Raw genomic sequence first — 18681 nt, 5'->3', positions numbered from 1 at the left:
CATCCTCCCCAGGCGTACGACAACTCATCGTGAGTCTGCACCAAGGCACTGACAGTCACATGTGCCTTTTGGGGCGTGTTCCGGCGCCGGGGCCGACAAGGGCCCGCCGCCCGCGCCCAGGGGATTCGCATCGAGGCGGGGACGGCGGGGGACCGGTGGGACGCGTCAGACTCCGACGCCGAAGTCGGAGGCGATCCCGGACAGACCCGAGGCGTACCCCTGGCCCACCGCGCGGAACTTCCACTCCGCGCCGTTGCGGTACAACTCGCCGAAGATCATCGCGGTTTCGGACGCGGCGTCCTCCGACAGGTCGTAGCGCGCGAGTTCGGTGCCGCCGGCCTGGTTGACGACGCGGATGAACGCGTTGCGGACCTGGCCGAAGCTCTGTCCGCGCGCGTCGGCGTCGTGGATCGAGACCGGGAACACGATCTTGGCGACCTCGGCCGGTACGCCGGCCAGGTTCACCTTGATCGACTCGTCGTCGCCCTCGCCCTCACCGGTCAGGTTGTCGCCGGTGTGCTCGACCGAACCGTCCGGGCTCTTCAGGTTGTTGTAGAAGACGAAGTGCTGGTCCGAGAGGACCTTGCCCGACTCGTCGACCAGCAGCGCGGACGCGTCGAGGTCGTAGTCGGTGCCCGTCGTGGTCCGCACGTCCCAGCCCAGACCGACCAGGACCGCGGTCAGACCCGGCGCCTCCTTGCTGAGTGAGACATTGCCGCCTTTGGACAGGGAAACTCCCACGCTGCTCTCCTCCGTGCTGCCGTCGGCCGGGCGAGTGGACGCCCGGCACTGGATGGATCGACACCAAAAAACTACATCACTGTAGAAATTGAGCGGGAGTTGCCGGCCGAAACTTGTCCGTCCTAGGTGCTCCTGGCCACGGTGCCGGGCGTGACCAGGCCCGTTTCGTACGCGGTGAAGACCGCCTGGACGCGGTCGCGGAGGCCGAGTTCGGCGAGGATGCGGCCGACATGGGTCTTGACCGTCGCCTCGGCCAGTCGGAGGTGAGGTGGGCGGCGACTTCGGTGTTGCGCAGCCCTGGGCGAGCAGACGTCCTTGAGGGGGAACCCGCTGGCTCCGGCGGCCAGTGTCGCGTACACCAGGTCGCCGAGGTCGAAGGTCGTCAGGATGATCACGCGGGGCGGGTCGGACGCGCCGGTCAGGATGCGGCGGGTCGCCTCCAGGCCGTCCAGTTCCGGCATACGGAGGTCCATCGGCACCACGTCGGGGCGGGTGCGGCGGACCGCCTCCACGGCTCCGGCGCCGTCGGCCGCCTCCGCGACCACGCCGATGCGATCGGCCGTGAGAATCATCCGGAAGCCCGTACGGGCGAGCGTCCGGTCGTCGGCGACCACCCCGCGCAGCGGAGACGTCATCACGCCTTCAGAGGATCAGCATCACGCCTTCAGGGGGATCAGCGTGGTGACGCGGTAGCCGCAGGTCGGACGCCGCCCGGTGGTCAGGCTCCCCCCGTACACGGTCAGCCGTTCGCGCAGACCGAGCGGACCGCGGCCGTTTCCGGCGGTCGACGCGGACGCGTCCGACGTGCCCCCGGTGTCCTTGACGTCGACACGGAGTCGGTCGGCGCCGTACTCGACCGTCACCGTCGCTCCGCGCCGACCGCGTGCTTCATCGTGTGCGTCAACGCCTCCTGCACCGCCCGGCAGGCGGCTGCACCACCCGGTACGCGGCCGGATCGACCCCCGACGGCAGCGCACGAAGCGGCCCCGTGACCGTCGGTTCCACGGGTACACCCGATGCGCGCACCCGTCCGACCAGGGCCTCCAACCGGTCCTGCTCGCCCTCGGCGGACTGCTGATCGCCGTGCTGGGCGCGCTGCTGCCCGCGGGCTGGGCCGACCGGACCCGCAGCGCTGTCGTCGTCCTGCGCACGGAACAGCAGCGGAACAGGAGCGGAACAAGAACGGAAGGGGGACGGAAGGGGGAGCCGGGAGCCGTGCGTTCCGCCCCCATGGTTGTACTGTTGCGCAAAGCGGCAATCTTCAAGTGGGTGACGGCCAGTGGGGCGCGCCCTCGACCGAAGCGAAGAAAGGCGGGCGCGCGATGCTCCGCAACGGACTGGAACCCTGGCACCTGCTGATCGTGGCGATCGTGCTCATCGTGCTGTTCGGCTCGAAGAAGCTGCCGGACACCGCCCGTGCGCTGGGCAAGTCGATGCGCATCCTCAAGAGCGAGACCAAGGCGATGAAGGACGAGAACCCCGCGTCCGCCGCCACCGCCGAACAGGGCACGGCTGCGGTGACCCCCACGGCGATCGTCAAGAACTCCGCCGAGCAGGCCGCCCCGCGCGCGACGACGGACGCTCCGAGCGCCGCGCGCTGAGCCACGCGGTCCGTGTCCGGGGACGGCGCACACCGTCCCCGGACACGGACACGCCTGAGGACTCAGTCCTCTTCGCCGCCTTCGTCGTCGCCCTCGAAGAAGTCGCCCACCTCGTCGACGACTTCGGCCGCGACCAGCCCGCCGACCACCCCCACCGCGAGCCCCGCCGCGCCGGCCGCGACCGCGGTACCGAGGCCGGGCCCGGAGCGGTGGCCCTCATGACCGGACTCATGACCCGACCCGTGGCCGGACTCATGGCCCCACCCGTGGCCCGCCCCATGGGCCGAGTGATGCCCGTGTGCGCCTCCGGCGGCATAAGGATCGGCGTGGCCGTACGTGGCGTGGGAGCCGTACGACGCCCGGTGCTCGACCAACTGCCTGATCCAGCCGTCGACTTCGCTGTTCCAGTCGCGGGCCTCGACATCGTGATGGCTCACCGTGAAGCGGGTGAGGGCGTCCTGTCCGGACTCGAAGTGCCCGCCGCGCTTGTCGGCCTCCAGGACGATCTCCATGCCGGCCGGGGTGGCGAGGAAGGTCAGCTCGATCTCGTTCACCACGTGCGCGTACCGCGGCGCGGGCGTCAGCTCGATCTCCTGGTAGAAGGGCAACCGCTGCCCCGTACCCCCGATGTGGCCGTATTCGAGATCGGCCGACTTGAAGCCGAAGCCCAGCTGCCCCAGCGCCTCCAGGACCGCTTCCTGGACCGGCAGCGGACGCACCGCGAGCGGATCCAGGTCGCCCTTGTCCTTCGCACCGGCCACCGCGAGCTCGGTGCGCACGCCGAGGACGATGCCCAGCGGCTGCCCGTACAGCTCGCTGAGGGGTGTCTCCCACGGCAGGGAGACCCGGAACGGAACGCTGTACCGCTCCTCCTCGGCGAGACGGAAACCGCCGCCGACCGTGAACCGCTCGAAGACGACGGCGCCCTCGCTCTCCCCGTCCTCGTGCTCGGCCTCCACCCGGGCGATCAGCTCGAGCCCGATGTGCTCGATCTCCACGTCCGTGCTGCCACCCTGGAGATGGACCTGCCCGGACAGGATCCCGCCGGGCGCCACCGCGCCGCCGTCGAGAACCGTGTCCACCGAGGGGCCGCCTGCACCCATCGCCCCGAGCAGCCGTTTGAACACCATGTCGGTGTGGCTCCTTCACTGATCGCACTCATCGTTCCGAACCGGCTCGGAGCGAGCCCGAACCGGTGTGATCAGAACTGACGGCATCGGTAAAGAAGTTCCCAAGCCACCCGGACGGAGGCACCTTTCACGACTTCGTGGGCCAGGGCGGGCGGCGGGTGCGTGCCCTGGTGCCCGCCCGGCCCCCCTACGTCGAACAGGCCTGTCGGATCACCTGATTGACGAGGTGTCGGCCGAAGAACCGCGCTGCTGTCCGGGGACCTGCCCGCCGCCGTGCGGGGGTTGTGACCGTCGCCCCGGTGCCCGCAGGAGTGGGCGGCGGCCGAGCGCGGGCAGCGCGGGCGGGGTGAGGAAGCCCTCCGCGCGGGCGGCGGCGATCCCGATGCGGGGGAGGTCGCTGCTCTTCTCGAACAGGAGGTAACGGGGTTCCCAGACGGGCCGGTACTTGGCGTTGGCCCGGTAGAGGGACTCGAGTTGCCACCAGCGGGAGAGGAAGGTCAGCACGGAGCACCACAGACGCAGCACGGGTCCGGCGCCCAGCCGGGAGCCGCGCTCGAAGACGGAACGGAACATGGCGAAGTTCAGTGAGACCCGCTGCACCCCGATCTCCTCGGCGCGCAGCAGGAGTTCGATGACCATGAACTCCATGAGGCCGTTCTCGGAGTTGCGGTCCCGGCGCATCAGGTCGAGCGACAGCCCCTTGGCGCCCCACGGTACGAAGCTCAGCACGGCCCGTGGTTCGTCCTGGCTGTCGCGGCACTCCAGCATCACGCACCGGCCGTCGCCCGGGTCACCGAGCCGGCCGAGCGCCATGGAGAACCCACGCTCGGTCTCGCCGTCCCGCCAGTGGTCCGCCTTGTCGATGAGCGTGGCCATGTCGGCGCCGGGGATGTCCTCGTGGCGGCGGATGCCGACGGTGTACCCAGCCCGGCGGATGCGGTTGTGCGCCTGGCGCACTCCGCGCATCGCGCGCCCTTCGAGGGTGAATTCGGCACGGTCCACGATGGCTTCGTCGCCGAGTTCGAGGGCGTCGAGGCCGTGCCGGGCGTAGATGGTGCCGGCCTCCTCGCCGGCGCCCATCACGGCCGGCGTCCAGGCGTGCCGCCGCGCCTCGTGCAGCCATGCCTCGATCGCGCCGGGCCAGGCCTCGGGGTCGCCGATCGGGTCGCCGGAGGCCAGGGTCACTCCGCCGACCACCCGGTAGGCGATCGCCGCCTTGCCGCTCGGGGACCACGTGACGGCCTTGTCGCGGCGCAGCGCGAAGTAGCCCAGCGAGTCCCGTTCACCGTGCTTGGCGAGAAGGTCGCGCAGACGTCGCTCGTCGTCCTCGCCGAGGAGTTCCCGCCCGCGCGGCGCGCGGAAGCAGGCGTAGAGCACGAGCAGGAAGGACGCCGCGATCAGGATGTTGACGATCACGTCCACCCAGCGGGGCGCGACCACCGAGTCGAGGCGGTCGGCGAGCGGGCCGACGCTGACCCCGCGCAGCAGCGTGTACGCGATCCGGTCGCCCAGCGGCGCCCCGGAAACCTTGTTGGTGGCGCTCACCAGCAGCGTTCCGAGGGTGCCGCTGACCAGGAAGCCGCCGGCGCCGACGGCCAGCGCCAGCCGGGGGTTGGAGCGGTCCCCGACGGCCTGGAACTCCCTTCGCCCCACCAGCAGCGCGACGACGAAGAGTCCGGTGAACAGGGTCGAGAACCAGTTGAAGCCGTGCCGTCGGTAGTGCTCCTGCGTGAGAGCCAGGACGTACAGGCCGAAGAGCGGTCCCGCCAGCAGCATGTTGAAGATCCACGCGGCCCGTTTGCGGCGCCGCATCACCAGGGCCAGGAACAGCGCCAGCGCGGCCGAGACCAGCCCGGCGGTGGCCAGGTACGGGGTGAAGAACTCGCCTCCGTTGTGCTCGTGCACCTCTTCCCGGAACGGCAGCGATGTGACCGCCACCAGGTTGAGCAGCGCGAGCAGTCGCAGGTACCAGACGGTGGCCGCGGCCGCCCGTGGTCGCAGCCGGGCGCCGATGGCCGGCCGTCCGGCCGGGTCGGTCCGGCGGGACTTCGGGTTCCTCTGTTCCGGGACGAGTACTGGCTGTTGTGCAGACACCGTGGAGCATCACCTTGGGGAGAGGGCGGTGGGGAAGAGCTGCGGGAGCGGGGGACTCTGTGTGTTCCCTGAGAAGGGCAGAGCGGGGAAACCCTACATGCTGTAAGGAAAAGGTGAGTTGTGGTCGCGGTGAGGATTGCCGCCGAGGGTCTTAACGAGCGGCGGTCAGCGGTGTTGCGGGGAAAGACTGCCTGGTCCCGGCGGTGCCGCGAGGTAAGGGCCTGGTGAGAATCGAAGCACGGACAGAATGTCCGTGCCGGGGGTGCGACCGCGCCGCCGGGCCCTCGTCGTGCGCCCCGCGCATTGTCCCGGACAGCGGGGCTCTTGCCCTCCGCTCTCGCGTTACCGCAGCTCAGAGGCATGATGCCCGCCTTGCGCGGTCGCCGCGCCGACTGTTCGGCCGATCCGCCCTCGCTGCGTCCGACCCCGGCCCGGTGCGCGCTCCGCGTCCACTGTGTCGTGATTTGTGCGCCCTCTTGACCGTTAGTTAGGTATGCCTACACTAAGCCCCGCCCTTGGCCGTCCGGCCTGGTATTTGCTGCATCGGAGAGAGGCCCGAGGTGTGGGACGACGCGTTTCCCAGCTTTCTGATCGGTCTGCGTGAGGGGTTGGAAGCGGGACTGGTCGTCTCGGTACTGGTGGCCACCCTCGTACGGTCCGACCAGCGTGCCCGACTGCCCCATGTGTGGACGGGAGTTGCCGCCGCCATCGGGTTGTCGATGAGCTTCGGCGCGGTCCTGACGTTCACGGCGGCCAGTCTGCCCGGGAAGTCGCAGGAGGCGTTCGGCGGCACGCTCAGTCTGATCGCGGTCGTGTTCGTCACCGCCATGGTGTTCTGGATGCGGCGCTCGGCCCGTACCTTCTCCGGCGAGATCAAGCAGAAGGTCACCGCCGCGCTGGGCATGGGCGCGGGCGTACTGATCGCCACGTCGTTCCTCGCCGTCGGACGCGAGGGCCTGGAGACCGCGCTGTTCCTGTGGACCACCGCGCAGGCCGCGGGCAGTTCCTCGGGTCCGCTGGCCGGAGCGGCGGTCGGACTGCTGATCGCCGCGGCGCTGTGCTGGGGCCTGTACCGGCGCGTCCTGCACATCAACCTCACACGGTTCTTCGGTATCACCGGCGCCGTGCTCATCGCCATCGCCGCGGGCGTCCTCGGCTACGGCGTGCGCGACCTCCAGGAAGCCACGGTGATCCCGGGCGGCACGTCGTACGCCTTCGATCTGTCGGCGCATCTCGACCCGGCCTCCTGGTACGTCACCGTCGTCCAGGGCACGCTCAACCTCACCCCGCAGATGACCTGGCTCCAGGTCGGTGTCTACGTCACGTACCTGGCGATCGTGATGACGCTGTTCGTACGCGGCGTCCGCGGGGCGACCCCGGCGAAGCCGGTGCCGGTGCCTGTGGTGTCCGCCGCCGCGGTGGCCGCCGAGCCGACGGCCGGGGCGTCCGCACCCGCCGAGGGCACGAAGCCCGCGGTGCTCCCCGCGACGCTCGCCGCCCCACAGGCAGCCGGGACGCCCGCCGACCCCGGCACCGGGAGCGCCGTCGCGTCGACCGCCGTCGAGGCCGAGCGGTCCACCGTGCCCGCTCCGGCCGGGGGCGAGGCCGGGTCCGTTTCCTCCGGCGCCGACAAGGCCACCGCGGCGGCCGAGACCGAGACCGAGACCGAGACCGATACCGAGGCCGAGACCGAGACCGAGACAGAGACAGAGACAGAGACAGAGAACGAGACCGAGGCCGAGGTCGAGAAGCCCGCCACGCCCGCCTCCGAAGCCGAGAAGTCCGCCAAGTCGGCGTCCTCCGGTCCCGAGAAGCCGTCCGCTCCCGCCGAGGGCGCCGCGGCCAGGCCGTCCGCCCCCCGTCGCTTCCCCCGCTGGACCGTCCCCGCCGCTCTCGTCGCCGCGCCCGCGCTCATCGCGGGGATCGCCATCGCCGCCGGCAGCGGAAAGCCCGCGTCCGGGACGCCCGTCGTCGAGGTGTCCGCGGCCGACTGCGGCAAGGGCTTCACCGCACCCAAGCCGGGTCGGCAGACCTTCCAGGTGCGCAACACCGGCTCCCGTACCTCCGAGATCTATCTGATCGACCCGGTCAGCAACGCCGTCTACGGCGAGGTCGAGGGCATCGCCCCCGGCACCACCCGCGCCCTGATCGCCACCGTCGGGACGGGCTCGTACGCCTGGCGCTGTGTGCCCAACGGCGGGAAGGCCGTCACCTCGGCGGCCGTACGCGTCAGCGCGGGCGGTGACTCCGTCCAGGCCGTACTGCCGGTCTCCGAGAAGGACCTCGCCGCACCGCTGGCCGCCTACCGGACGTACGTCGACCAGGGTCTGGCCGACCTGCAGACCAGGGCGCGCACCCTCCAGAGCGACCTCGACGCCGACAGACTCGACCAGGCCCGCAGGGACTGGCTGTCCGCGCACACGCAGTACGCCTCGCTCGGCGCCGCCTACGGAACGTTCGCCGACTTCGACGCCAAGATCAACGGCCGTACGGCCGGACTCGCGGGCGGGGTCGAGGACCCGGCCTTCACCGGCTTCCACCGCATCGAGTACGGCCTGTGGCACGGTCAGTCCGCCGCCACCCTCGCGCCGTACGCCAAGCAACTCGCCGCCGATGTGGACGCCCTGCGCACGGACTTCCCGAAGCAGGACTTCGACCCGGCCGACCTCCCGCTGCGCACCCACGAGATCCTCGAGAACACCCTGCACCGCGAACTGAGCGGCGACGCCGACTACGGCAGCGGCAGCGAGCTCGCCACCACCGAGGCCAATCTCGAGGGCACCCGCGAACTGCTCACCCTGCTCCGCCCGCTGATCGACAAGCGCGACGCCAAGGTGATCCCGGCCGTCGACACGTGGATGCGGCGCACCGAGCAACTGGTGCTCGCCCAGCGGGCCGAGGACGGCACCTGGACGCCGCTGGACAAGCTGTCCGACAGCGACCGGCAGCGCCTCGACGGCACGGTCGGCCAGTTGCTGGAAGAGCTCGCCCCTATCCCGGACCTCCTGGAGATCCGCAAAGCCGCGTGAGCAGCCCGAAGCCCGCTTGAGCCAACGCCGCGTGAGCAGCCCGGCGGCGCCGGCCCGAGACCGTCGGCCCCACCCGCGCCGAACCACCGCCCCGCAGTACCGGGACCACGCGCCCACAGGAGAGGACCTCCCCCGATGACGACCCCGAGCCAGGACGACCAGGCCGCGCCGGGCGGCTGCCCCTTCGGCCGCCGTACGTTCACCAAGACCGCACTCGGCGTCGGCGCGGCCGGAGCCGCCCTGGCGGGCGCCGGGCTCGTCGGAGCCCAGGTGGCCGCGGGCAGCACTCCCGCCGCGGCGGCCGACTCGGGCGGCGGCAAGGTGTCCTTCCACGGCGCCCACCAGGCCGGCATCACCACCCCCGCGCCCAAGGCCGCCGTCTTCGTCTCCTTCGACGTCATCGCCGAGGACCGGACCGAACTGGCCGCCCTGCTGCGTACGATCACCGAACGGGCCCGCTTCCTGACCACCGGCGGCACCCCGGTCGACCTCGGCGTGGGCGCACCGCCCTCCGACAGCGGCCTGCTGGGACCGGACCTGCCCACGGACGACCTCACCGTCACCGTGGGCGTCGGCGCCTCGCTCTTCGACGACCGCTACGGCCTCGCCGACCGCATACCGCGCCACCTCAAGCCGATGCGAACCTTTCCCAACGACAACCTCGACGCCGCCGAGTGCCACGGCGACCTGTCCTTGCAGCTGTGCGCCGCCAGCTCCGACACGGTGTTGCACGCCCTGCGCGACATCACCCGGCACACGCGCGGCGCGATGCAGATCAAGTGGCGCGTCGACGGCTTCCAGAACCCGTCCCGTCCGACCGGCGCGCAGCGCAACTTCCTCGGGTTCAAGGACGGCATCGCCAACCCCGACACGACCTCGTCCCGCGAGATGGACAAGCTGGTCTGGGTCACCGCGGCCGACGGCGAACCGGCCTGGGCGGTCGGCGGCAGCTACCAGGTCATCCGGATCATCCGCATGCTGGTCGAGTTCTGGGACCGGGTCTCGCTCACCGAGCAGGAGAAGATGATCGGCCGCCGCCGTGACACCGGCGCACCGCTGGACGGCGCCCAGGAGACCGACCTCCCGCGCTACGCCAAGGACCCCAAGGGCGAGGCGATCCCGCTGGACGCCCACATCCGGCTGGCCAACCCCCGTACGGCGAAGACCGACACCACCCGGATCCTGCGCCGCGGCTACAACTACGACCGGGGCGTCGACAAGGCGGGCAACCTCGACATGGGTCTGGCCTTCTGCTCGTACCAGCAGGACGTGGTCCGTCAGTTCGAGGCGACCCAGACGCGTCTGATCGACGAGCCGCTCGTCGACTACATCAGCCCCACCGGGGGCGGCTACTTCTTCGCGCTGCCCGGGGTGAAGGACAAGTCCGACTGGCTGGGCCGCTCCCTCGTGGAGGGCTGAAGCGAAGGGTGAGGAGAGGGTTGGGCCGGGGCCGGTAGCGGCGCCGGGCCCGAGGCCGTCCCGTCCAGCGTGCCGAGCAGAAACGGCATCACTCCCCGCTCCAGCAGGGCCAGTTGCCACTCCTCATGGGCGCGCCTCACCTCGGGATCGCGGTCCTCCGAGGTGGGGCGGTCGCGCGTCGCCAGCGACCAGAGCAGGTCGCCCAGTGCCGCGCCCGCCGTCACCGCGGCCAGGATCACCACCACCATGATCAGCCCGTCGTTCAGATGCGGGCGTACGTCGAGGGCGTGCAGGTCGAACCCGCTCAGGACGTACACACCCGCGGCGACGACCCCGAGACTCGGCACGAGCAGGGCCGAGACGGACACGGAACCATCCCCCACGCGTACGGCGGCCTTTGGGGGCACGTCATGCCGTCGGGACGCCCGCAGCCGGAGGTACCGGTCGTACTCGACCGCGGCGGTCCGGGAGAGCGAGGGGCGCTCCTGAAGGGCTTCGGCGCGCAGGCGCTCGCGCGTGTCCGCCACGCCGACGCGCTCCATGGCTGCCATCATCTCGGGGGAGCGCAGAGCCCGGTCCAGGACCCGCTCGAAGGTGCCGTCACTCGGCGCCGCCGGACCGTCGTCACGTTCCTTCATTTGGGGGTCCCCCGAGACGTAAGAGGCTCACGATGACGCAAACCCTACAGTATGTAGGGTTTTCATTCGCCAACGTCGTCCTGCGCCGAGCGTCACGGCCTCCTGGTGGCCCGGTGCGCGAAGGCGGGCGGGAGGTTCGGCCACACCACGGGCGAGCGTTCCAACCGGTCGAAGCGGCACGCCAGTTCGGCGGTGAAGTGACGGGCGGACGGAGTCCGGGCCGCGTGCGGATACGCGACTGAACGGAGACGGGGACTGAGCGGCGACGGGGATCGGGCGGCGACGGGCATCCCGCCGTTCGGCGGGACTTCTCCGCCGTCTGGCGCTGCCTTGGGGCCCCGGGCGCGAGGCAGGATGGCAGCCAGTGGTCACAGGGACGTGGCCCGGACGCAGGGAGAGCCGATGACCACCAATCCTTCCGCCGAGGCGCAGGGCTCTCGGGTCGGGCCGCCCCCGCCGTTCGACCCGGAGCTCGCCGCCGCCCTCGAAGTCATCGGCGAACAGCTGCCGTCCTCGTTCGGCATCGAGATGATCCCGGCGCTGCGCGAGGGCATGGCACAGTCCGACGAGGCGGACCTCGATCCGACCCGGGACGGCGCCTTCGAGGTGGAGGAGCGCACGGTGCCCGGGCCGCAGGGCGCACCGGACATCTCCCTGCTGATCTGCCGGCCGACCCGGGCCGCCGCGGCCGTGCCCGTCGTCTACCACGTGCACGGCGGCGGCATGGTGATCGGCGACAACCGCACCGGCATCGGGGAAATGCTCGACTGGGCCCAGGAGCTGGGCACGGCCGTGGTGTCGGTGGAGTACCGCCTCGCGCCCGAACACCCGCATCCGGCCCTCGTCGAGGACTGCTACGCCGGACTGGAGTGGACGGCCGAGCACGCCGGGGAACTGGGGTTCGACCCCGAGCGGATCATCGTCGCGGGCGAGAGCGCCGGGGGCGGTCTGACCGCGGCGGTCGCCCTGCTCGCCCGGGACCGCGGCGCACCGGCGCTCCTGGGACAGGTGCTGCTGTGCCCGATGCTCGACGACCGCAACGACACCCCCTCCAGCCATCAGATGGCCGGTCTCGGCGTGTGGGACCGCGCGGCGAACCAGATGGGGTGGACGGCCCTGCTCGGTGACGCCCGCGGCGGCCCGGACGTCTCTCCCTACGCCGCCCCTGCCCGTGCCGAAGACCTCTCCGGACTGCCCCCGGCCTTCATCGACGTCGGCTCGGCCGAGACCTTCCGCGACGAGGCCGTCGCCTACGCGAGCGGGCTGTGGCAGGCGGGTGGCCGGGCCGAACTCCACGTGTGGCCCGGCGGCTTCCACGGATTCGACCTGATGGCGCCGCAGGCCGCCCTGTCCCAGGACGCCAGGGCCGCACGTCTGCGCTGGCTGCGCCGGCTCCTGGGGAACTGATCCCGTCCACCGGGGGTTCGTACCGATGACGGCTTGGCACCGGGCGCCGGGAATCGGAGCATGAGAGGGCGACGCTTTTCGGTGGGCCCGTGCGAGGTGAGTGAGTTCGGTGAAGGAGCTGGCGGGCAGGCTCGCGGCGCTCGACCCCGACGCGGGTGCCGCACTCCAGGTGATCTCCTACTTCGACCGGCTGATCGAGGGCCGGGCGGGTCTGGAGTCCCTGGTGCGCGGCGCGGCCGTGCTGTCCGGCTGCCCGGCCCGGCTCGTCGACGAGGAGCGCGGGGTCCGCGTCCGGGTCGAGGCCGACGGGATGCGCCGGGACGACGGCGGCCCCCTCGACCCGGCCTGGTCCTCGGCCCCATTGACGCCGGACGGACCGCCTGCCGTCTGGCTGGAGCGCACGGGAGTCTCCGACGGGGTCCACGCGATGGTCCTTGAGCGCGCCGCGGCCGCCGCCCGGGTGGTGCTCGACCGGACGCGCGGGCGGGCCCCGGCAAAGGCCCGCGAGGTCGACCCCGCCTCGGTCGAGGTGCTCCTGGACGCCTCCGCCACCGAGCACGCCCGGCGTCAGGCGGCCGTCCGGCTCGGCCTGCGGGACGTGGCCGCCGCCCGTGTGGTGGCGACCCCCGAGGACGGGCCGCTCGTCGAAGCGGTGCCCGCCACCGGCGACAGCACGCCCACCACCGGTGGCCGTCGCGCGGGCATCGGCCCCGCGGTGCCCGTACGGGACCTTCCGGCGTCGTGGGAAGCCGCACGTACCGCCCTGCGGTTCACCGCGGAGGGCACCGACCAGGACCCCGGCCCCCGCACGGTGTACGCGGACGAGCTGGGCGGCCTCGCGCTGCTCGCGGACACGGTCGGCCCGACGACGGAACCCGGCCCTGACGTCCGCGCCCTGGAACACGCCGTCGCGACGGCTCCCTGGGCGGCGAGCACGCTGAACGCGGTCGCCTTCAGCACGAGTCTGCGCGCCGCCGCGGTGGAGCTGAACGTGCACCACTCCACACTCCAGGGCCGCCTGGCCCAGGCCGAGCACTGGCTCGACTGGCCGGTCCACGACCCGCACGGCCGCCTCCGCCTCCAACTGGCGCTGATCCTGCGACGGTTGCACCGGAACGCGGCCCGTTAGGTCCTGTCGTCAAATGCGTGCTACACGGAGCGGTGGTACTGGTCGGGGACGTGGACGCGGACCTCCGCGCCCAGTTCACGGGCCGCCAGGCGTGCGAACGACGGGTTGCGCAGCAGCTCACGCCCCAGCAGGACGGCGTCGGCCTCGTCGTTGGCGAGGATCTTCGCGGCCTGCTCGGCGTCGGTGATGAGACCGACGGCGGCGACGGGCAGCGAGGTCTCCGCCTTGACCCGGGCGGCGAAGGGGACTTGGTAACCCGGCCCGACCGGAATGCGTGCCCCCGAGACGTTGCCGCCGGTGGAGACGTCCAGCAGGTCGATGCCGTGCGCGCGCAGCTCGCCCGCGAAGCGGACGGTGTCGTCGGCGCTCCAGCCGCCCTCCTCCAGCCAGTCGGTGGCCGAGATCCGGAAGAACAGCGGCTTGTCGTCGGGCCAGACCTCCCGTACGGCGTCCACGACATCGAGGGCGAAGCGGACACGGTTCTCGTACGAGCCGCCGTACGCGTCGGTGCGGCGGTTGGAGTGCGGGGAGAGGAACTCGTTGACGAGGTAGCCGTGGGCGCCGTGGATCTCGGCGATCTCGAAACCGGCGTCCAGGGCGCGCCGCGCCGCGTCCGCGAACTGGCTCACGATCTCCCGGATCCCGGCCACGGTCAGCTCGGTCGGCACCGGGTGCCGCTCGTCGAAGGCCAGCGCGCTCGGGGCGAGTGGCTGCCAGCCGTACGCGTCCTCGCCGACCGGCGCCCCGCCCTTCCAGGGACGGTCGGTGGAGGCCTTGCGGCCGCTGTGCACGAGCTGGATCGCGGGCACGGTGCCCTGACTCCTGAGGAAGCGGGTGATCCTGCGGAAGGCCTCGACCTGGGTGTCGTTCCAGATACCCAGGTCGTACGGGCTGATCCGGCCCTCGGGGGAGACGGCGGTGGCCTCGACGACGATCAGCCCCGTGCCGCCGGTGGCGCGGGCGGCGTAGTGAGCGAAGTGCCAGTCGTTCGGCGCGCCCGTCGAGGGTCCCTCCGGCGCGGCCGAGTACTGGCACATCGGGGGCATCCACACCCGGTTCGGGACGGTCACCTCGCGCAGGGTGAAGGGCTCGAAGAGCGTGCTCACGGAAGACTCCGTTCGTCGAGGGGGTCAAGCTGCGCCTCGTACGATAAGCATCGTAGTACGGGATGTGTCAAACTACGAGAGATGTCGAACAATCCTCGTACACTGAGGTTCCTGGACGAAAATGAGGTTCCTGGACGAAGTGGAGCCACCGTGACGCCCGCAGACCCCGCCGGCAGCAGTCGTGACCTGCCACACCCCGTGCGCGAGGAGATCCGCCTGGAGTCGGTGCTGCACGCGCTCTCCGACCCCATGCGGCTGCGGATCGTGCGAGAGCTCGCCGCCGTGGGCGACGAGCTCTCCTGTTCGCACTTCGACCTGCCGGTCACCAAGTCCACCACCACGCACCACTTCCGGGTGCTCCGCGAGAGCGGGGTGATCCGGCAGGTCTACCGGGGAACGGCCAAGCTGAACGCCCTGCGCGGAGCCGACCTGGACGCGCTGTTCCCCGGGCTCCTCGACAGCGTTCTCGCCGCGATCGAGCGGCAGGGCGAGCGGCTCGGCGAACCTCGGCGAACGGCTGGGTGACGGGCGGGGCGACCGGCGGGATCAGACTGAGGCGGCCTCCGGTTCGGCGCCGACCCCGGCCGAACCCCCCTTCCCCGGCAGGTGGTTGAAGAGCAGGTTCAGGACGATCGCCGTCAGGCACCCGGCGCTGATCCCGCTGTTCATCACCGTCTGGAACCAGTCGGGGAACTTCGCGTAGACCGTCGGCACACCGACGGGGAGCATGCCCACGGCGATCGAGACGGCCACCACCGTCAGGTTGTTGTTGCCCTTGAAGTCCACCCTGGCCAGCGTCCGCAGCCCGCTCGCGGCGACCGTCCCGAACATCACCAGACCCGCGCCGCCGAGCACTGGCGCCGGCACCGCCGCGACCACCGCGCCCAGCTTGGGCAGCAGACCGAGCAGGACGAGGATGCCGCCCGCGGTCGCCACCACCCAGCGGCTGCGCACCCGGGTCATGCCGACCAGACCCACGTTCTGCGCGAACGCCGTGTAAGGGAAGGTGTTGAACACACCGCCGAGCACCGTGGAGAGACCGTCGGCGCGCAGACCGTCGGCCAGCGTGCGCGGCTCGACCTTCCGGTCGGTCATCTCGCCGACCGCGATGAGGTCACCGGTCGTCTCCGTCATCGTCACCAGCGCCACGACCAGCATCGACACGATCGCGGAGGCGTGGAACGTCGGCGTGCCGAAGTGGAACGGCGTGCTGATCCCGACCCAGTCGGCGTCCCCGACCCCGCCGAAGTCCGTGAACCCGAACGGCACCGCCACGGCGAGGCCCACCGCGATGCCGACCAGCACCGCGATCCGGCTCAGGAAGGGCGGCGCGAACCGCTGCACACCCAGCACCACGGCCAGGACGAAGCCCGCGAGCGCCAGGTTCTTCGGTTCCCCGAAGTCCTTCACGCCCACGCCGCCGGCCGCCCAGTTGCCCGCCACCGGTAGCAGCGAGACCCCGATGATCAGGATGACGGTGCCCGTGACCAGCGGCGGGAAGAAGCGCAGCAGCTTGCCGAAGACCGGCGCCAGCAACATGATCGCGAGCCCCGCGACGATCACCGATCCGTAGATCGCGGGCAGTCCGCCGCCCGTCGTCCCGATCAGGACCATCGGCGAGACCGCAGCGAAGGTGCAGCCCTGCATGATCGGCAGTCGTACACCGAACCGCCAGAAGCCCACGCACTGGATGAGGGTCGCGATACCGCACACCAGCAGGTCCGCGGTGATCAGATACGCGAGGTCGGCGGGCGAGAGCTTCATCGCCCCGCCCACGATCAGCGGCACGGCCACCGCGCCCGCGTACATCGCGAGCACGTGCTGGAGCCCGAAGGCGGCCAGGTGGCGTACGGGTGGGACCTCGTCGACGGGATGCACGGGATGCGCGGATGCGGTGGTCGCCATGGGCACTCCAGGAGCGGCGGGTGGGGAAGGGGGCGGCGGCCGGGCGACGCGAGGAACGTCCGGACAGCACGAGACCGTAAAGGGCTTGAACAGTTTGTTGATGTCCGGCCCGTTGCCGCTATGTGTCATGCCCACCGAGTCGCGCCCGACCCCGCCGGAAACACCCCAGGGCGTCACATTCCCGTGCGCCCCGCGACGCCCTGCACGGACGAAGCCGCAGTCCGCGCCGCCGCCAGCAGTGACGTCCAGTCGGGCAGCTTGACCACACCCCGTCCGAGCGAGGCCCCGAGCTCCGCCTCCGCCCGCTCGATCGCCTCCCATCCGGCCCACGGAACCGGTGCCGCCCCGGCTGCCCGCAGCGCCGCGAGGGGGTCCTCGGCCAGATCCCGCCGCTTGAGTTCGGGGGCGTCCTCGACGAGCGAGGTCACCGTCTCCTTGGCGCACGGCCGGTTGGTGCCGATGACACCGGTCGGGCCCCGCTTGATCCAGCCCGCGACATACTCGCCCGGCGCGACCACGCCGTCCCGCAGCACCCGGCCCGCGCGGTGCGGCACCGTGCCGTGGTCCGTGTCGAAGGGCAGCCCTTCGAGGGGGACGCCCCGGTAGCCGACCGAGCGCAGCACCAACTGCGCCTCGATGTCCTCGTACCGTCCCGTCCCCGTGACTCCGCCGTGCCCGTCGGGCGCCGTGCGCTCGAAGCGCACCGCGCCCACCCGGGTGCCGTCGCCCTCGTCGGGAAGCAGCTCGACCGGGCGCAGGAAGAAGCGCAGCCGGATCCGGCGGGCCCGGTCCTGCGGCGGCGCGGCGGCCCACCCCCGCAGCACCTCCACGTTGCGGCGCTGCGCGGCGGGCAGGTCCGACGGGTCGGCGTACTGCGGATCCAGCGCCAACTCCTCGGGATCCACGACGACTTCGGTGTCCGGCAGCGAGCCGAGCTCGCGCAGCTCCTTGGTGGTGAACCGGGCCTGCGAGGGCCCGCGCCGCCCGATCATGCTGATCTCGGTCACCTTGCTCGCGGCCAGCGCGCTCAGCGCCGCCTGCGGCACGTCAGTGGGGCTCAGCTCGGACGCGCCGCGGGCCAGCATCCGGGTCACGTCGACGGCGACGTTCCCGACGCCGACGACCACCGCCGAGCGCGCGCCGAGCACGAAGCCGTCGGGGACGGAATCGGGGTGCGCGCTGTACCAGGACACGAACTCGGTCGCCGACCAGCTGCCCGACAGCTCCTCGCCCGGCACTCCGAGATGGCGGTCGGTGGCGGCGCCCACGCAGTAGACCACCGCGTGGTACAGCTCCCGCAGCCGGGTCACGGGCACCCCGCCCGGACCGACCTGGACACCGCCCAGGAACCGCACCCGCTCGTCCTCCAGGACCGTCCGCAGATTGTTCTGCAGCGACTTGATCTTCTCGTGGTCCGGCGCCACGCCGTAGCGCACCAGGCCGTACGGGCATGGCAGCCGGTCCAGGACATCCACCCGGACCTCGGACAGCCCGCTCTGGACGAGGCTCTGTGCGGTGTAGACCCCGCTGGGCCCTGAGCCGACGACGGCGACATACAACACGGCGGAACTCCCAATCCGAAAGCCGAACAGCCCGAGGAGTCGCTGATGGCTCCAGCATCGCACCACCGACGCTCCGCTGACAGGGGGCGGCGCGCGGCACACGTGTGCGTGTTCATCCGTACGGGAAGTCATGGCGTGCATACGTGCCGTGAGTGCTTGGGTGGTCGCCGACGGTGTCACCGACGGTTACCGAGCGTCACCGCATCTCGCGCATCCTGCTGATCTCGCTCGTCTGCTGGGCGATCACGTCGTCGGCCATCTCCTCGACCTGGATGTTGTTGCCCTGGGCCTTGACCTCCGTGGCCATGGAGATCGCCCCGTCGTGATGTGTGATCATCAGCTTCAGGAAGAGCGCGTCGAAGGCCTTGCCCCGCGCCGTGCGCAACTGCTTCAGCTGTGCCTCGGTCGCCATGCCGGGCATCGCCTCGTGCCGGTGTTCCGCGGCCCGCTTGTCGCCGTCGTGGGCCTTGAGCCAGCCCTCCATCGTGGAGATCTCGGGCCCCTGTGCGGCCGCGATCCGCGCGGCGAGCCGCTTCACCTGGCCCGACGCGGCCTGCTTCGGAGCGAGTCCGGTCATCTCCAGGGCCTGGGTGTGGTGTTCGATCATCATCCGGGCGTAGGCGAAGTCCGCCGCGTTGGGGGAGTCGTCCTCGCTGCGCTGTTTCGCGGCGTCCGCGGCGGAGAGGGTCTCGGCCGCCTCGCCCGGCTTGCCGGGGGCGATCACCGAAGGACCGCTCGTCCCGGCGGACCCGGGCGTGGAAGCCGGGCCGGAGTCGCAGCCCCCGAGCGCGAGCACGGCGACCGTCAGTGACGCCGCGCCCAGGAGCCCACGGCGTGTGCGGGGCGTACGTGTGCGGGGCGTACGGGACGCGGGGGACGTACGACGGAGCAACACATCGACCTCCAGGGGCACATGAATC

14 protein-coding genes and 2 pseudogenes are annotated in these 18681 nt (G+C 71.5%); 6 read left to right on the top strand and 10 right to left on the bottom strand.

The window, feature by feature from the left end; translation table 11 throughout:
• Window positions 1-165: 165 nt before the first annotated feature.
• The 3 genes and pseudogenes from ACIQTP_RS34230 to ACIQTP_RS34220 all read right to left on the bottom strand — a co-directional run.
• A complete protein-coding gene (locus ACIQTP_RS34230) occupies window positions 166-741 on the bottom strand; it encodes a TerD family protein (protein WP_075025505.1) in 576 nt (191 codons plus the stop codon).
• A 314-nt stretch (window positions 742-1055) separates the two neighbouring features.
• Window positions 1056-1376, bottom strand: a pseudogene (locus tag ACIQTP_RS34225) (response regulator transcription factor); the annotation flags it as partial.
• A 21-nt stretch (window positions 1377-1397) separates the two neighbouring features.
• Window positions 1398-1794, bottom strand: a pseudogene (locus ACIQTP_RS34220) (sensor histidine kinase); the annotation flags it as partial.
• A gap of 269 nt (window positions 1795-2063) precedes the next feature.
• Here ACIQTP_RS34220 and tatA point away from each other — a divergent pair.
• Complete coding sequence (gene tatA / locus ACIQTP_RS34215) at window positions 2064-2342, top strand: Sec-independent protein translocase subunit TatA (protein ID WP_403407328.1); 279 nt, start codon at window positions 2064-2066, stop codon at window positions 2340-2342.
• Between the two features lie 62 nt (window positions 2343-2404).
• On the opposite strand, the gene ACIQTP_RS34210 is transcribed toward tatA, so the two are convergent.
• Window positions 2405-3472: a sporulation protein gene (locus tag ACIQTP_RS34210; RefSeq protein ID WP_403407327.1), complete on the bottom strand. Its 1068-nt coding sequence runs from the start codon at window positions 3470-3472 to the stop codon at window positions 2405-2407.
• A gap of 210 nt (window positions 3473-3682) precedes the next feature.
• Complete coding sequence (locus ACIQTP_RS34205) at window positions 3683-5566, bottom strand: phosphatidylglycerol lysyltransferase domain-containing protein (RefSeq protein ID WP_403407325.1); 1884 nt, start codon at window positions 5564-5566, stop codon at window positions 3683-3685.
• A 560-nt stretch (window positions 5567-6126) separates the two neighbouring features.
• Between ACIQTP_RS34205 and efeU the strand changes: the two genes are divergently transcribed.
• Together efeU and efeB are read left to right on the top strand one after the other, a co-directional pair.
• The gene (gene efeU / locus ACIQTP_RS34200; RefSeq protein ID WP_403407323.1) at window positions 6127-8595 is read left to right on the top strand and encodes an iron uptake transporter permease EfeU; all 2469 of its coding nucleotides are present in this window, start codon (window positions 6127-6129) and stop codon (window positions 8593-8595) included.
• 135 nt (window positions 8596-8730) lie between these two features.
• The gene (gene efeB, locus ACIQTP_RS34195) at window positions 8731-10014 is read left to right on the top strand and encodes an iron uptake transporter deferrochelatase/peroxidase subunit (protein WP_403407321.1); all 1284 of its coding nucleotides are present in this window, start codon (window positions 8731-8733) and stop codon (window positions 10012-10014) included.
• On the opposite strand, the gene ACIQTP_RS34190 is transcribed toward efeB, so the two are convergent.
• On the bottom strand, window positions 9945-10652 hold the full coding sequence (locus ACIQTP_RS34190) for a hypothetical protein (protein ID WP_403407320.1): 708 nt from the start codon (window positions 10650-10652) through the stop codon (window positions 9945-9947). The genes efeB and ACIQTP_RS34190 overlap by 70 nt on opposite strands.
• Before the next feature lie 402 nt (window positions 10653-11054).
• On the opposite strand from ACIQTP_RS34190, the gene ACIQTP_RS34185 reads away from it, so the two are divergent.
• Together ACIQTP_RS34185 and ACIQTP_RS34180 are read left to right on the top strand one after the other, a co-directional pair.
• Complete coding sequence (locus ACIQTP_RS34185) at window positions 11055-12059, top strand: alpha/beta hydrolase (protein WP_403407318.1); 1005 nt, start codon at window positions 11055-11057, stop codon at window positions 12057-12059.
• A gap of 109 nt (window positions 12060-12168) precedes the next feature.
• The gene (locus tag ACIQTP_RS34180) at window positions 12169-13188 is read left to right on the top strand and encodes a helix-turn-helix domain-containing protein (protein ID WP_403407316.1); all 1020 of its coding nucleotides are present in this window, start codon (window positions 12169-12171) and stop codon (window positions 13186-13188) included.
• Window positions 13189-13208: 20 nt separating this feature from the next.
• Here the strand turns inward: ACIQTP_RS34180 and ACIQTP_RS34175 are convergent, their stop codons facing one another.
• The gene (locus tag ACIQTP_RS34175; protein ID WP_403407314.1) at window positions 13209-14294 is read right to left on the bottom strand and encodes an NADH:flavin oxidoreductase/NADH oxidase; all 1086 of its coding nucleotides are present in this window, start codon (window positions 14292-14294) and stop codon (window positions 13209-13211) included.
• Between the two features lie 150 nt (window positions 14295-14444).
• Between ACIQTP_RS34175 and ACIQTP_RS34170 the strand changes: the two genes are divergently transcribed.
• A complete protein-coding gene (locus ACIQTP_RS34170; RefSeq protein WP_402039572.1) occupies window positions 14445-14819 on the top strand; it encodes an ArsR/SmtB family transcription factor in 375 nt (124 codons plus the stop codon).
• Between the two features lie 21 nt (window positions 14820-14840).
• On the opposite strand, the gene ACIQTP_RS34165 is transcribed toward ACIQTP_RS34170, so the two are convergent.
• The 3 genes from ACIQTP_RS34165 to ACIQTP_RS34155 form a co-directional block, all read right to left on the bottom strand.
• The gene (locus tag ACIQTP_RS34165) at window positions 14841-16199 is read right to left on the bottom strand and encodes a nucleobase:cation symporter-2 family protein (RefSeq protein ID WP_403407312.1); all 1359 of its coding nucleotides are present in this window, start codon (window positions 16197-16199) and stop codon (window positions 14841-14843) included.
• Between the two features lie 173 nt (window positions 16200-16372).
• The gene (locus tag ACIQTP_RS34160; protein ID WP_403407310.1) at window positions 16373-17761 is read right to left on the bottom strand and encodes an FAD-dependent oxidoreductase; all 1389 of its coding nucleotides are present in this window, start codon (window positions 17759-17761) and stop codon (window positions 16373-16375) included.
• Window positions 17762-17957: 196 nt separating this feature from the next.
• Window positions 17958-18653 carry a DUF305 domain-containing protein gene (locus tag ACIQTP_RS34155; protein ID WP_403407529.1) on the bottom strand — a complete coding sequence of 232 codons (696 nt, stop codon included), beginning with the start codon at window positions 18651-18653 and terminating at the stop codon, window positions 17958-17960.
• Window positions 18654-18681: the final 28 nt, after the last annotated feature.

The sequence above is a fragment of the Streptomyces sp. NPDC090798 genome, assembly GCF_044768965.1.
Lineage (GTDB): Bacteria > Actinomycetota > Actinomycetes > Streptomycetales > Streptomycetaceae > Streptomyces.
The sequence above is the reverse complement of the archived record's forward strand: the minus strand, read 5'-3'. Positions and strand labels throughout refer to the sequence as shown.

Coding starts and splice junctions, on each gene's coding strand:
- tatA (WP_403407328.1), top strand. CDS start 2,064: ATGCTCCGCAACGGACTGGAACCCTGGCACCTGCTGATCGTGGCGATC.
- ACIQTP_RS34210 (WP_403407327.1), bottom strand. CDS start 3,472: ATGGTGTTCAAACGGCTGCTCGGGGCGATGGGTGCAGGCGGCCCCTCG.
- efeB (WP_403407321.1), top strand. CDS start 8,731: ATGACGACCCCGAGCCAGGACGACCAGGCCGCGCCGGGCGGCTGCCCC.
- ACIQTP_RS34190 (WP_403407320.1), bottom strand. CDS start 10,652: ATGAAGGAACGTGACGACGGTCCGGCGGCGCCGAGTGACGGCACCTTC.
- ACIQTP_RS34185 (WP_403407318.1), top strand. CDS start 11,055: ATGACCACCAATCCTTCCGCCGAGGCGCAGGGCTCTCGGGTCGGGCCG.
- ACIQTP_RS34165 (WP_403407312.1), bottom strand. CDS start 16,199: ATGGCGACCACCGCATCCGCGCATCCCGTGCATCCCGTCGACGAGGTC.